Source organism: Paenibacillus sp. GM1FR (assembly GCF_002803315.1).
GTDB classification, from domain to species: domain Bacteria; phylum Bacillota; class Bacilli; order Paenibacillales; family Paenibacillaceae; genus Paenibacillus; species Paenibacillus amylolyticus.
In genome coordinates, this window is the sequence record NZ_MKZL01000022.1 from 356421 (window position 1) to 371180 (window position 14760).

The 14760-nt window shown below is 51.3% G+C and carries 12 protein-coding genes; 11 read left to right on the forward strand and 1 reads right to left on the reverse strand.

Features of this window, described 5'->3' with window-relative positions:
• Positions 1 to 347 precede the first annotated feature (347 nt).
• The 11 genes from PAEAM_RS17160 to PAEAM_RS17210 all read left to right on the forward strand — a co-directional run bounded on the left by PAEAM_RS17160 (position 348) and on the right by PAEAM_RS17210 (position 12821).
• Entirely contained in the window at positions 348 to 1172 is an 825-nt protein-coding gene (locus tag PAEAM_RS17160) for an ABC transporter ATP-binding protein (RefSeq protein ID WP_100528372.1), read from the forward strand.
• A complete protein-coding gene (locus tag PAEAM_RS17165) occupies positions 1153 to 1965 on the forward strand; it encodes an ABC transporter permease (protein ID WP_100528373.1) in 813 nt (270 codons plus the stop codon). Before PAEAM_RS17160 ends, PAEAM_RS17165 begins: the two co-directional genes overlap by 20 nt.
• Positions 1962 to 2900 carry an ABC transporter permease gene (locus PAEAM_RS17170; protein ID WP_243391389.1) on the forward strand — a complete coding sequence of 313 codons (939 nt, stop codon included), beginning with the start codon at positions 1962 to 1964 and terminating at the stop codon, positions 2898 to 2900. The genes PAEAM_RS17165 and PAEAM_RS17170 overlap by 4 nt, the downstream gene beginning before the upstream one ends.
• Before the next feature lie 144 nt (positions 2901 to 3044).
• Positions 3045 to 4109 carry an ABC transporter substrate-binding protein gene (locus tag PAEAM_RS17175; RefSeq protein ID WP_100528374.1) on the forward strand — a complete coding sequence of 355 codons (1065 nt, stop codon included), beginning with the start codon at positions 3045 to 3047 and terminating at the stop codon, positions 4107 to 4109.
• A 21-nt stretch (positions 4110 to 4130) separates the two neighbouring features.
• Positions 4131 to 5504 carry an aspartate aminotransferase family protein gene (locus PAEAM_RS17180; RefSeq protein ID WP_100528375.1) on the forward strand — a complete coding sequence of 458 codons (1374 nt, stop codon included), beginning with the start codon at positions 4131 to 4133 and terminating at the stop codon, positions 5502 to 5504.
• A 97-nt stretch (positions 5505 to 5601) separates the two neighbouring features.
• On the forward strand, positions 5602 to 6891 hold the full coding sequence (locus PAEAM_RS17185) for a M20 family metallo-hydrolase (protein WP_100528376.1): 1290 nt from the start codon (positions 5602 to 5604) through the stop codon (positions 6889 to 6891).
• 4 nt (positions 6892 to 6895) lie between these two features.
• Positions 6896 to 7777 (forward strand): nitrilase-related carbon-nitrogen hydrolase, encoded by an 882-nt coding sequence (locus PAEAM_RS17190; protein ID WP_100528377.1) that lies wholly within the window; start codon positions 6896 to 6898, stop codon positions 7775 to 7777.
• Positions 7778 to 7826: 49 nt separating this feature from the next.
• Entirely contained in the window at positions 7827 to 9194 is a 1368-nt protein-coding gene (locus tag PAEAM_RS17195; RefSeq protein ID WP_100528378.1) for an NAD(P)-dependent oxidoreductase, read from the forward strand.
• 662 nt (positions 9195 to 9856) lie between these two features.
• Positions 9857 to 11152 carry an NAD-dependent dihydropyrimidine dehydrogenase subunit PreA gene (preA, locus tag PAEAM_RS17200; protein ID WP_100528379.1) on the forward strand — a complete coding sequence of 432 codons (1296 nt, stop codon included), beginning with the start codon at positions 9857 to 9859 and terminating at the stop codon, positions 11150 to 11152.
• Positions 11149 to 12594, forward strand: a complete 1446-nt coding sequence (hydA, locus tag PAEAM_RS17205) for a dihydropyrimidinase (RefSeq protein WP_100528380.1) — start codon at positions 11149 to 11151, stop codon at positions 12592 to 12594. The genes preA and hydA overlap by 4 nt, the downstream gene beginning before the upstream one ends.
• A complete protein-coding gene (locus tag PAEAM_RS17210; protein WP_062836929.1) occupies positions 12594 to 12821 on the forward strand; it encodes a hypothetical protein in 228 nt (75 codons plus the stop codon). The genes hydA and PAEAM_RS17210 overlap by 1 nt, the downstream gene beginning before the upstream one ends.
• Before the next feature lie 16 nt (positions 12822 to 12837).
• Here PAEAM_RS17210 and PAEAM_RS17215 read toward each other — a convergent pair whose 3' ends face one another.
• The gene (locus PAEAM_RS17215; protein WP_100528510.1) at positions 12838 to 14478 is read right to left on the reverse strand and encodes a PucR family transcriptional regulator; all 1641 of its coding nucleotides are present in this window, start codon (positions 14476 to 14478) and stop codon (positions 12838 to 12840) included.
• Between the last annotated feature and the right edge of the window lie 282 nt (positions 14479 to 14760).

Sequence of the window (14760 nt, forward strand, 5' to 3'; positions counted from 1 at the left end):
GATTCTCTATTCAATCTTTATACAAGAAAACGAACAAGAATACGAGGGGATATGTCATATTTTCCGAATATTTAATCAATAAATACAAATGATTGTGCGCTTGTTGTTAGGTGAAATGAATGTTAGCTATCTACGAAGAAAACTCACATGTATGTATCTGAGAATCCGTCTCATTTTACATTGTGTAACATGAACAGGCCCATACTCAAAACACACTGTATAATGTAATCTCCGCCCAAAGCGATATAGTATTATCTAACAAGCAAAACCTGTTACGTTTGTGTATATAAACCTCCCATTCAGCCTTGGTGTGCAATGAAAACAACTTCCCACAAAGGAGAATGCCCATGTCCTCCATATCCTCAGCCACAGTCCCCGAAGCCTGCCATATTGATGTAGATCATGTGTCCGTTGTTTTTGGTACAGGTACACAACAAGTGACTGCCTTGTCGGATGTTACATTCCAGATCCAGTCTAATGAGTTTGTCTCTCTGCTGGGCCCTTCCGGCTGTGGCAAGTCGACCTTGCTCCGGCTGGTGGGTGATTTACTTCAACCTACCTCAGGCACCGTACGCATTGCAGGCCAGGAGCCTGAGCGGGCTCGGCTACAGCGGCAGTTCGGCATTGTCTTCCAGACCCCCGCCTTGTTCGATTGGCGCACCGTTCGTCACAATGTGGAATTGCCCTTGGAACTGCTCGGTACCCGCCGTAAGGAGTGCCGCCGCATTAGCGGTGAACTGCTTGAAATGGTAGGGCTAACCCGCTTCGCCGACCATTATCCATGGCAACTCAGTGGAGGGATGCAGCAACGTGTATCCATTGCACGTGCGCTTGCACTTGATCCACCATTGCTGCTCATGGATGAACCCTTCTCTGCCTTGGACGAATTCACGAAAGAAAAACTTCAATTGGAGCTACTTGAGATCAAGCGCTCAACAGGCAAGACCTTCCTCTTTGTCACACACAGCATCCCCGAAGCCGTATTTCTGTCCGACCGGATCATCGTGCTCTCGGCACATCCGGGGCAAGTACATTCCATTCATTCCGTCAATCTGCCTTCCGAACGTCATAGTGAACTGAGAGAAACGGAAGCCTTCTACCACATGATTACAACCATTCGCAACTGCTTCTACGAGGAGCGTGATGAATCTCATGTCCCTGCGGTTCTTTAAACCGGGATATCGATCCTGGGTTGTCATCTGGATTATGACCATATTGGTGCTATGGGAAGGAATCGCCTGGATACTCCAACTGTTCTTGTCACCCCAGCAGGCGGCGTCTCGCCTTCCTTATCTGCACGAAGTCCTTGCAGCCTTGTTTCGTTACTCGAGTACGCTCGCAGAGCAGGGGGCTGTCACGTTTGGCAATGCAGCCATTGGTTTTGGAGGGGGAACGTTGCTTGGTCTGGGTCTGGCTCTACTCATGAGCGGGGCTGTCTGGCTAGAGCGCACGTTATCTCCATATGTTGTCTCCTCACAGATGGTTCCGGTTATTGGTCTCGCACCAATTGTGTACGGGATCATCCACAATGCGGAGTGGGCCCGAATTGTTATGGCCGCGTATGTCACTTTCTTCCCGATCATCATCCATACATTAAAAGGATTGAAAAGTGCAGCACCAGAGCATTTGGAGCTTATGCGTTCCTGTGGAGCTTCATTGACTGCACGATATATCAAATGTCTGCTGCCTTCTGCACTGCCGGGACTATTTTCTGGTATGAAAATAGCCGCTCCGCTGGCGGTGACCTCCTCCATCGTTGTGGAATTGATGGGGGCCCCCGATGGGCTCGGCGTCCTGATGGTCAGTTCGTTATATTACGGCCATGCCCAAGTTGGCATGTTCTGGGCCACCATCATGCTTAGCATTGGCATTGGCCTGATCTCGTATCTGGCCATCAGTCTGGCTGAACGTTGGCTAACCCCCTGGCAGCCTGAATTCAGGGCCAAAGGAGGCGATGCCACATGAGTGAAGGTAGAGTTTTGCAACGGAAGCGTGATGAAGGTGTGGCTATTGCTGCTGTAACTGGCGCGGCTACGCCCCTCACGGGTTCACAGATAACATCTGCTCCAGGATCAGAAATTCATGGACAACAGGGACAAGCCGAAAAGGCCAGATTGGGCTCTGGCGTTCGCAGGCGCTCAATTGTACTGAGCATGCTTCCTTGGGGTGCGGGTGTGTTGTTTCTCACCCTCTGGCAGCTCAGGTTGTTTCATTGGATATTCTCGCTGGAAAGCTACCAACTGCCTGTGCCTTCCGCGATTGCGGCATCCATTCAGGAAAATGCCAATATGCTCTTTCGATACGCGATGTATAGCGGAACCGAAATGCTGGGAGGTTTTTTGCTCGGTTCATTGTTGGGTGCTCTGGCAGCGGCAGGTGCATCATTCTTTCCAACAAGTGGCAGGGCGGCGGTTACGGTTTTGTCGGCACTGAACGCAGTTCCGATTGTGGCCCTTGCCCCGATTATGAACAATTGGTTCGGTGATGGGATCTGGTCTCGTATTGCAGTCGTCACGGTGATTACGATGGCCGCCATGGCCGTCAGCCTGTTCAAAGGACTGACTTCCATTCAGCCGCAGTACAGTGATCTGCTGAGTGGTCTAGCCGCGAGCAGGATGCAGTTTTTTTGGAAGCTGAGACTGCCTCATGCGCTACCTTCCCTCTTCGCCGGTCTGAAGATCAACATGTCGACCAGTATTATCGGGGCCATTGTGGGTGAATTTTTCATCGCCTCCCAGGGGCTGGGGTACTTGCTCTCGGATCAGATTCGACTGGCAAACATGCCCTTGGCCTGGTCCTGCATTGTTATCGCAGCCGCGCTCGGCATTGTGTTGTATGAAGCGGTTGTCCTGGCAGAAAAGCGACTCATTCCATGGAATCGTGCACGCACAGATCACTAACGTACATCTGGGTAACAACCATCCATCCATAGATCTTAATACCTGATAGAGGTTGTTCAAAAAGTCCACGGTACTGAAAAGCAGACTTTTTGAACACGGACTGATGCTTGATAAATCGTATATAAACAGGGGGTTGTTCTGTACATGTACAAAACGTTGAAGCCGGGTTTGCTGGTATTGGTCCTGTTGGTTGTTACGATGCTGAGCGCATGTTCTACGAAGTCCGAGCCGGCGGCTGAGCCTGTTGCTGCGAGTTCAGGAGGGGCGGGCGAAGCAGATCAACCCTTAACCAAAGTGAAAATTCAACTGAAATGGGTGCCGCAGGCGCAGTTTGCCGGGATCTATGCAGCGAAGGAAAAAGGTTTTTTTGCAGATGAAGGCATTGATGCCGAGATTATTCCGGGTGGTCCGGATATCGTGATAGAGCAGCAGGTGGTCAATGGTGCGGCCGATGTGGGCATTACGGGTGTAGACAGTTTGCTGGTCAGCCGGGATAACGGTCTGCCGCTCGTCTCGCTCGCCCAGATCTCGCAGAAGAGTAGTTATCGCTTGATTGCCAAGAAGTCCCTAGGCATTACTGATCCGGCTCAGATGAAAGGTAAGAAGGTCAGTACCTGGTTTGGCAGTCAGCAGTTTCAGGTGCTCGCGTTTATGGAGAAGAATGGACTCGATCCGAAGAAAGATATTGAACTGGTGAAGCAGGGCTTCACAATGGATCAGTTTTTCAATGATCAGGTAGATGTAGCGACGGCAACAATCTATAACGAATTTCACGTGGTGCTGGAAAGTGGAATGAAAGAATCTGATCTGGATGTGTTCAACATTGAAGATGCCGGTGTTGGCATGCTGGAGGATACGCTGATTGCCAAGAAGGATTGGGTAGACAACAACCGTGAGCTTGCGGTTAAAGTGACCCGTGCCATTCTGAAAGGCTGGAACTACGCCATTGATCAACAGGATGAAACGGTGGATATCGTGATGAGTAATGTGACGGATGGCAGCACCACCCGTGAACATCAGGTCACGATGCTCGAAGAGATTGCAAAGCTGATTCGCCCGGAAGGATTTACGGAGCAGCAAGTCGGCAGCTTTGTAGATGAGTCATATACCCGAACTGCAGATATTGCACTGAACTATGGCTTGATCAAAAAAGCCGCCAATCTGGACGAAGCGCTGGAGAAAAGCATCTATGAAGAAGCTGTGAAATAAGCGCGTGGAGGAGGATGACGAATGAGTTCTGTGGATCAGCAGCCTCAGCCGCTTGGCAGTACGAAGGAAGAATGGCTGGAGAAGGATCGCAAATACGTATGGCATCACATCTCGCCTCATAACGATCATCCGATGATTGCAGTGAGTGGGGAGGGTAGCTGGATTACCGATCAGGATGGTACGCGTTATCTGGATGCGATGTCGGGACTGTGGTGTGTGAATGTGGGGCATGGCCGTGAGGAGATTGCGCGGAGTGCCTATGAACAGATGAAAGCACTTGCTTATGTACCGATGACACAGAGTCACGAACCAGCGATTTTGCTGGCGGAGAAGCTGAATGAATGGCTGGAGGGGGAGTATCGAATATTCTTCTCCAACTCAGGTTCAGATGCAAATGAGGTGGCTTTCAAAATAGCCCGTCAGTATCACCATCAGAATGGTGAGCCTAATCGGCACAAATTCATCTCCCGTCACCGTGCCTATCACGGCAACTCCATGGGCGCACTGGGCGCCACCGGTCAAGCTGCTCGCAAGATCAAATACGAGCCGCTCGGCGTAGGGTTCTCTCATGTTCCGCCACCGTATTGTTACCGCTGTCCGTTTGGACGAAACAAGGATGGATGCGGACTCGAATGTGCAACCATCTATGAAGAGGTGATTCGTTGGGAAGGTCCTGAGACGGTTGCCGCAGTAATTATGGAGCCAGTGATTACAGGAGGCGGCATGATTGTGCCCCCGCCGGATTATATGCGCACCGTGCAAGAGATCTGTCAGCGCTATGGCGTGCTGCTCATTGTAGATGAGGTAATCTGTGGTTTTGGCCGCTCCGGGCAGAAGTTTGGTCATCAGAACTATGGTGTACAGCCAGATATCGTGACGATGGCAAAAGGCATGACCAGTGCGTATTCACCGCTATCAGCAACGGCGGTGCGAGCCGATCTGTATGAGACGTTCCGAGAGCCCGGACCGGATGCCCATTTTCGCCATGTGAATACCTTTGGTGGAAATCCGGTGTCCTGCCGGGTGGCACTTGCGAACCTGGAAATTCTGGAACGAGAGAATCTGGTCAGCCGGGCGGAAGAGCTGGGATACCTGCTTCGTGAGAAGCTGGGGCCACTACTGGAGCTGTCCATTGTGGGGGATATCCGTTCATTCGGATTCGCCTGTGGCATTGAATTGATTGAAGCAGACGGATCTCCTGCGGAGGCGGATAAAGTAATGAAGGTACTCGCCAGTTGTAAAAGGGATGGCATCCTGATTGGCAAGAACGGCGATACCGTACCGGGGTTTGCAAACATTTTGACGATCTCTCCGCCGTTTGTCACCACCGAGGATGAGCTGGATCTGATCGCTGGAAGTTTGCTCATTGCGCTACGTAGTCTGGACGCAGGTTAGTTGCCATACACAGGTACGACAGGCGTTTACGGTTTAGCAAGCAAAATGAAAATTTTCATATCATTACGCGAAAATAAGCGCAAGGAGGCGAGGAAGGATGCAGACCACAACAGGCAAAGTCATTAATCAGCTTCGGCTGAATGAGCGAATTGAGCAGTTGTCACAGATTGGCCGAATCTCGGAGACGGGTGTTTGCCGACTTGCCCTGACCCCGGAAGATATGGATGGCATCATACAAGTTCGTCTCTGGATGGAAAATGCCGGTCTGACGACACGACTTGATCCCTTCGGTAATCTGATAGGTCGTCTGGAAGGTGCGGATCAGGCACTGCCGATCCTCATGATTGGTTCCCACATCGACTCTCAGCCTTATGGCGGTCGATATGATGGAGCGATTGGTGTGCTCGGTGCACTCGAAGCCGTGCAGTGCCTGATCGAAAATGGCATTCAGCCCCATATGCCAATTGAGATAATTGCCTTTTGCGATGAAGAGGGTTCCCGTTTTAACAAAGGCCTGTTCGGCTCACGTGGTATAACCGGTCAGTTGGAAGAAGGCGAACTGGAGCGGCAGGATAAAAACGGAGTGACCCGTCGGGAGGCGCTGGAAGCCTTCGGCTGTTCTCCTTCGGATTTTGAAGAAGCGATCTATCCGCCAGGTTCCATAGGCAGTTATCTGGAGTTGCACATTGAGCAGGGGCCGGTGCTGGAAGCGATGAATGCACCAGTAGGTCTGGTGACGGGCATCTCGGGTCCGTTGTGGCTTACGGTGACGATGAAAGGCATGGCGGGTCATGCCGGCTCCGTTCCGATGGGAATGCGGCATGATGCTCTGGTAGGTAGCGCCAAAGTCATTGCGGCTTTTGACGATATGGTGAGAGAAGACCCGGAAGCTCCAACTGTAGGTACGGTGGGAAGTCTGAGGGTGTTTCCAGACTCGCGTAACATTATCCCGGAGGAAGTCAGCTTCACGGTTGATTTACGAGACATGGAGATGGAACGCAGGAACCGGCTTGAAGCCCGATTGATGAACATTTTGGATGACGTGAGTTTCCGATATGGTCTAACCTACTCGCTGACAGAGGATACGAATAGTGAGCCGCGGTATTGTGCAGAGTCAATCAAGTCGGTGATTCGTTCATCCGCGGAAGAGATTGGGGTTACTTTGCCAGAACTGATGAGTGGTCCGTTCCATGATGCGTTGGCCCTTTCGCTTGTGTGTGATTATGGCATGATCTTTGTCCGCAGCAAAGACGGCATCAGTCATCATCCCAGTGAATTTTCCTCCCCGGAGGATATTGGATTGGGTACGGAAGTATTGTATCGCACTATTCGGAGGATGTGCAGTGGAGAGAATGAACCAACCATTTTAACTGAGGAGGCGTTGTGACGTTATGGGCAAAATCAGCATCGGATTAATCCAGGCTTCTCATGAGATTGAAGGTTCGGCTCCCGTTGAGGTGCATAAGGAGGCTGCGGTTCAGAAGCACATTGCGCTGGTTCGTGAAGCTGCTGCAAGAGGGGCCAAGATCATCGGGTTGCAGGAAGTATTCTACGGGCCGTACTTTTGCACAGAGCAGAATCCCAAATGGTATGCATCCGCTGAACCGGTGCCGGAAGGGCCCACGACCAGACGTTTTCAGGAGCTGGCAAAGGAGCTTGCGGTGGTGATTATTTTACCTGTATACGAGGTGGAGGGCATTGCTTCGTATTACAATACGGCAGCCGTTATAGATGCGGATGGTACGTATCTGGGCAAATACCGCAAACATCATATCCCGCATGTGGAAGCAGGTGAGGGTACAAATGGGTTCTGGGAAAAGTATTATTTCAAACCAGGCAACCTCGGGTTTCCGGTATTTGATACGGCCTACGCCAGAGTCGGCGTGTACATCTGTTATGATCGTCATTTTCCGGAAGGGGCACGATTGCTCGGGCTGGCGGGGGCAGAGATAGTGTTCAATCCGTCCGCTACGGTTGCGGGTACATCGGAATATCTGTGGAAACTGGAACAGCCTGCTCACGCGGTAGCTAACGGCTATTATGTAGCGGCCATTAACCGTGTTGGCGTGGAAGCACCATGGAATATGGGTGAATTTTATGGGCAGTCGTACTTGGTGGACCCGCGAGGCAGGATGGTAGCGATCGGCAGCCGGGATCAGGATGAGATCGTTATTGGCGAGATGGATACGGAGATGATTCGTGAGGTGCGTAATGTGTGGCAGTTCTACCGAGATCGCAGGCCGGAAACGTACGAACATCTGGTTAGTCTGTAAAAGTAGCTGGAAGCTGCGTGGATCAAACTTCAGGAGGTGCATGACATTGATGAACAGCTTAGGAACAACGTTATCCGATTATGGGTGGGAGAGTCGTTTTGCCGAGATGAAACCCGCCATGACAGGCAAGGAAGCGATGGAGGAATCAAACCGCTGTCTGTACTGTTACGATGCACCTTGTATCAAAGCCTGTCCAACCGACATTAATATCCCTTCTTTTATTAGCAAAATATCCACAGGGCACCTGAAAGGTTCGGCCCGCACCATCATGGATGCAAATCCGGTTGGAGCCAGCTGCGCACGCGTGTGTCCCACAGAGGAATTGTGTGAAGGTGCATGTGTGCTGAACGAATCGTCGAAGCCGATTCGCATTGGTGACTTGCAGCGTTACGCCACCGACTGGGCGCGGGCGAAGAATGAGCCGTTATTCCAGGCAGCACCTGCCAATGGGAGAACCGTTGCTGTTGTGGGAGCGGGGCCAGCAGGACTGTCGGCGGCACGTGAACTAGGGCGTGCGGGTTATGAGGTGACGATCTACGAGGCCAAACCCAAAGGTGGCGGGTTGAATACGTACGGCATCGTGTCCTTCCGTCTGCCCGAATCGGTTGCGCTATGGGAAGTGGAGCAGGTGGAGGCACTTGGTGTACAGATCCGTTATGGGGTGCGCATTGGTGTGGATATCCCTGCTTCGCAGTTGCTGGAGCAGCATGAAGCGGTCATTCTGGCCTGTGGCATGGGTCCAGTACCTATGCTGGGCATTGAAGGGGAGACATTGGAAGGTGTCTATGATGCGATTGAACTGGTGGAGTCTACCAAGCAGGGTGTTCCGCCCGCGCTGAATGGTCTGAAGGTCGCCGTTATTGGCGCGGGCAATACGGCGGTAGATGCAGCAACCTGTTCGGTACGTCTTGGTGCCGAGCGGGTGCAGATGTTATATCGGCGCGGGGAAAGCCAGATGACGGCTTATGCGTTTGAATATACGTTTGCCAAGCAGGAGGGTGTAGAGTTCCGGTGGTTTACGATGCCGCAGCGTATTATTGGAGACGAGAACGGTCGGGTTCAAGCTGTGGAATGCGTGAAAATGGAGCTAATTACCCCGCCTGGTGGTGGGAGTGCGTTGCCCGTGCCTGTGGAGGGATCGGAGTTCATGATTGAATGTGATACGGTCATCCGGGCGATTGGGCAGCATCGGTTATTACCATTAATCGAAGCGTTTGGGCTGCGTCACCAATGGGGCGTCGTTGAGATCGAACCGCATACGTACCGTACCTCGCATCCTCAGATCTATGCGGCAGGAGATGTCATTTTTGGTCAGGGCCAGGGTGAGGCGATGGTTGTCTCGGCTGCACAGCAGGGTAAGCTGGCTGCCGCCGCAGTCATGAAGGCACTACCTGGGCAGGTGGAAGAGACGGCGTGAGTTGTGAGGGAGACAAGGAAAAGTGGAGAGTACACGGAAAGCGTGAAATGAAAGCATGCAAGGAGAGAGTATGGGTGGGAGGGCGTAAGGGACTGCTAGAGTGATAGAGGTGTAGATCAGATCTGAGCAAGAAGTGTGGTACATCAATTCTTCGTGTCCCTGACGCGCTAACGAACCCAGCACACCTTATAGTGGCAATTATGGAGGATTGGAAAATCTAACGAATCTCACACGTCTTATTTTGACGAATACCTGTTGAAATGAAGCCGAAATGAGCGATTACAGCCAAATAAGCTTTCTAAGATTCGTTAGGTCCTGAAATTGCCCCATAGGTCCCGAATAAGAGGCGTGCGGTTCGTTAGAATTTAGGTGCGTACTATCCAGAAACACCATTACTACGCAGAGGTCCTGAGCACGACCAAATATTCCAGTGTAACTATATAAGTTGAACTAATCATTTACACGATAACGGAGAGGACAGAAAAAACCTGAAAAAGCAAAGCGTTCGCCTTTATCCCCGGATTTTCCCTTTCGGAAAAGGGAATCAAAAAAATCTGGGGATAACAGCGATTGGAAGGTTATTCTGTCATCGTAGTGTCAGTGTAAATAATCTTTAGTTCAACTTATATAGTAAGTTCAAACAACACCAAGGAGGGATCGTTATGGCTGACTTATCCATTAATCTGGCAGGTATTCGATCACCCAATCCATTCTGGCTGGCTTCTGCACCACCGACCAATACGGGATATCAGGTTCAGCGTGCGTTCGAGGCGGGCTGGGGTGGGGCGGTGTGGAAGACGCTGGGTGAGCCAATTATCAATACATCCTCCCGTTTCGCGGCGGTCCATTTTGGTGGGCAACGGGTGGCGGGGTTTAATAATATTGAATTGATATCCGATCGTCCGCTGGAAGTGAATCTGCGGGAGATTGCCGAGACCAAGAAACGCTTCCCGGATCGTGCGGTTGTCGCTTCACTGATGGTGGAACCTACGCGAGAGAAGTGGCATGAGATTGTGAAGAAGGTGGAAGCCGTCGGCGTCGATGGCCTGGAGCTGAATTTTGGCTGCCCGCATGGCATGGCTGAACGTGGCATGGGAGCTGCCTCTGGTCAGCAACCTGACCTGGTCGAACTCCAGACGATGTGGGTGAAGGAAGTGGCGACCACACCGGTGATTGTGAAGCTCACGCCGAATATCACGGATATTACGGCGACAGCCCGGGCAGCTGTACGAGGTGGCGCGGATGCGATCTCCCTGATCAATACAATTAACTCCCTGGCAGGTGTGGATCTGGATTCGTGGAATACCGTGCCCCATGTGGGCGGCAAAGGAGCGCATGGTGGATACTGTGGCCCAGCTGTGAAGCCAATTGCACTGAACATGGTTGCGGAGTGTGCACGTAATCCGGAGGTGGGTGTGCCGATCTCTGGCATAGGCGGCATATCTGATTGGCGGGATACCGCAGAGTTTCTGCTCATGGGCGCTACAGGGGTTCAGGTATGTACCGCAGCGATGCATCATGGATTTCGCATTGTGGAAGACATGATTGATGGGCTGAACGATTATCTGGATGAAAAGGGTCTGAGCAGTGTAGCAGACCTGGTAGGTCAGACGGTTCCACGTTACTCGGATTGGGGCAATCTCGATCTGAACTACAAAGTGGTCGCCCGCATCAACCGCGATGTCTGCATCAATTGCAACAAATGCCATATTGCTTGTGAGGACACCTCGCATCAGTGTATTGATATGTTGACCGACCCGTCCGGCTCCTATCTGGAAGTGGTGGAAGAGGACTGTGTTGGCTGTAATCTGTGTTCGATTGTTTGCCCGGTGGATGGGGCGATTGAGATGGTTGAGCTTGTGCCTGAGCAGGAACCTGTAACCTGGAATGAACGGCAGTCTGCGATTGCGATGTTGCAATCGGTTAGAGATCAATCAACCAAGGAGGCGATATCATGAGTACCCGCAAATTGATTCGTAACGGTGTGTTGGTCACAGCGTCAGATACCTTTGAAGCAGATATTTTGATCGAAAAGGGTAAAATCACACAGATTGGCATCGGGCTGGTGCCAGATGAACGAACGGAAGTTGTGGATGCAGCGGGCTGTTACGTCATTCCGGGCGGGATCGATCCGCATACGCATCTGGATATGCCCTTCGGTGGAACGGTAACGGCGGATGATTTTGCGACGGGAACGACAGCGGCAGCTTTTGGCGGTACAACGACGATCATTGATTTTTGTCTGACACAAAAAGGCCGTCCATTAATCGAATCTCTCCAGGAGTGGCATGCCAAAGCCGGGGGTAAAGCTGCCATCGACTACGGTTTCCATCTCATGATTGGCGAGATGAATGATCAGGTGCTAGAAGAGCTGCCGCAGATCATTGAAGAAGAGGGTGTGTCATCCTTCAAGGTGTTCATGGCGTATAAAAACCAGTTTCAGGCGGATGACGGAATTCTCTTCCAGACGTTGCAAAAGGCAAAAGAGTACGGCGCACTCGTCATGGTTCATGCCGAGAACGGGGATGTCATTGACCTGCTGGTTCGACAGGCGCTCGCCGAAGGGCGCACGGAGCCGATTCATCATGCGCTGACTCGTCCATCCATGCTGGAGGGAGAAGCAACAGGGCGTGCGGCGCGTCTGGCTGCACTTGCGGATTCACAGCTGTATGTGGTGCACGTGACCTGTGCGGAAGCAGTGGAGCAAATTGCGCGTATGCGTGAAATGGGCTACCGGATCTGGGGGGAGACCTGTCCTCAGTATTTGGCACTGGATCAATCGATCATGGATCAGCCGGACTTTGAGGGTGCAAAGTATGTTTGGTCACCTCCGCTGCGGGAAGTAGCGCATCAGGAAGTGTTGTGGAATGCATTGAAAAGTGGTCAACTGCAAACGATTGGCTCCGATCATTGCTCGTTTAATTTCAAGGGGCAGAAGGACTTGGGCAAAGATGATTTTAGCAAAATTCCTAACGGGGGGCCTGTCATCGAAGATCGTCTCAGCATTCTGTATTCCGAAGGTGTAGTCAAAGGAAGGATCACACTGAATCAGTGGGTTGATCTATGTTCGACAAGAGCGAGCAAGTTATTTGGACTATTTCCGCAGAAAGGGACTCTCGCTGTCGGGACAGACGCGGATATCGTTATTTTTGACCCCTCTGTAAACAGGGTGATCTCGGCAGATACGCATCATATGAACGTGGATTACAGTGCATTTGAAGGTATGCAGGTACAGGGATGTCCGGTGACGGTGTTGTGCCGCGGGGAGTATGTCATTCGAGATCGGCAGTATACCGGAACAGCAGGGGCAGGCCAATATGTGAAGCGCAACAAGTATGATGCAGGCGCGCCCATACCGATGAAACATCCTGTGACGGCAGTGAATGGAGGGAGAAGCTGATGTCGGATCATGATGTGTTTGAGGCCGAGAGGATCGCCATAGAGCGAATGGTTGCACAGGGTTATCGGATCTATGCGGTACGGGAACATCTGGAGGGTGCTCACGTCATATGGGGGCACCCGGATCTTCCCGAAGAGAAACAAGAGCAATACGTAGGCACGGCGTCTGGACGGAAGTGGTTCAGTCACATCCTGATTCGCCAGCTTCAGGAGCAACGGGGAGCGTAGATCATACTGAAGCTCTTCATGCGATCGGGCCGTGTACGTACTCATAAGCGTAGATGGCAAGTTCGATCGCGACCCTTTTCTCGGGGAGGATATAGTCTTCTCCCAAAAGGGCTTCGATTTTGTCCAAACGGTGATACAGTGTCTGTCTGACGATATATAGAGCGGTGGCCGTCTCTTGCTTGGAGCAGCACAGGACCAAATATTGCTTGAGGGTCCGCAGCAGCTGACCTCCTTTCTCCACATCGTAACGAATGAGCGGCCCCAAATATTCTTCGATGAAATCATCCAGATTGCCACTCTGCTTCATACTAGCGATGATGCGGTAACAATGAAGATTACTGTAAAAGGGCTGCTGCATCACACCGATGTCCTTCTGAATTCGCAGTGTCTCCTTCGCGGATTCCAGACTATCCTTGAGACGGGAGAGGTCTGTGCAGTTATGACTGATACCGATCAAGCCTGAGAAGAGGCAGTGGGTCTGTTCCTGCTCGTGCTGCTGTAGCTGTTCGATGCAGCGCCAGAGACTGCTTTTGCGCTGAGATCCAGGTAGTGGGTCGAGAATGATAAGAATGATCTGGTGGTTCAGAACGGTGCTGTAGAGGGTGAAGTTCTCCCGAGCAAATACCGACCGGGCGACGATGTTACGTTGGATCAATAACTTCTGAAGTCTGAGGCTATCTGTGTATGCTGGATTGCTGTCGAATAAAATAATAGTGGCTTTGCTCGTTGCGAGAAGGGGATTAACGGTAGATATATATTCATGGATTTCCTTCGTGGAGTGGTGTCCGTTAAGCCAATCAATGACCCACATATCTTCTTTGTAGCGGCGTTTCTCTTCCATGTATTTGGTTCGCATCCAGTCCTGAGCAATCGCGGCCGCGCATCGTTCCAGTGCCTGAATGACGAATTCATCCGAAGGTTTGATCGGTATGCTTGAATCTTGATCCGTCAGCTTTTGATGCATCAGCACAAGGTCGGCAAAGGTGTAGTCCAACGCCTGAACAGGCATGCTGATCACATCCAATGTGTTATCTGACAGCTGCATTAAATTCGAAATATCCTCCCCCGCCAAATGTTCCCGCTGCAAAAACCAATCCTGCCGTCGCTTCTCCAGCTGCTCTGGAGAGCAGTAGGGAACGCTACTTGCTTCCCCTTCAAGTGGATATAACGCCACGGCATATCCGGTTGTTCGTGACAATAATCGAAGCAGGGGTTGTACCCCGTCTCCATTCAGAAGAAGTTGGTTAAAGGAGGTGGTGAGACTGTCGAGTTCGGCAATCATCCGCTGATGACTGCGAATCAGGGTGAAATGCAAGTCTTGCGTAATATCAATATAACGGACTTGTTCGTGGAACCAGATCAACGGAAAATCCGCTGCTACTGCAATTTCTTTCATAGCCCTGAGCTGCGACTTGGTGTGATCCCCCAGTTCCATACAGAGTCCGGCAGCCCCACGTGCAATTAACTGACGCAAAAAAGACAGGCCTTGCTGCTCACCCTCCTGCCAGCCAATGCCTGTTGTCAGCACCAATTCCCCGCCATTGAGCAAGTCCCCTACTTCTGGAACCTCCATGATATGAACCCAGCGAACATACCGCTCCAGCGCACGATCACTGGCCAGGACTTCTGCCTTGCGAAACACAGGACGTTTTAACATGTCTCTGACTTGAATATGAAGCGTTGTCTCCCCCACACAACCACCATCCTTCCCCAATCACATGTGATCTATCTGGAGTCTGGAATCCGTCAACTTACATAATTAATCCATATTATAAGTCTATTTACAGCCAATGGGCTGAAATCTAACGTTCATTTGTTTCAAATGACAAATGGGACTGTTCTTTTTGTGATTTTGATTAAAATGAAGAATTTGTATGTCAGTCTATATGACGTTTATTTAACGATGAGTTCGCTATCATGAACGAAAAGCACTTCCGGA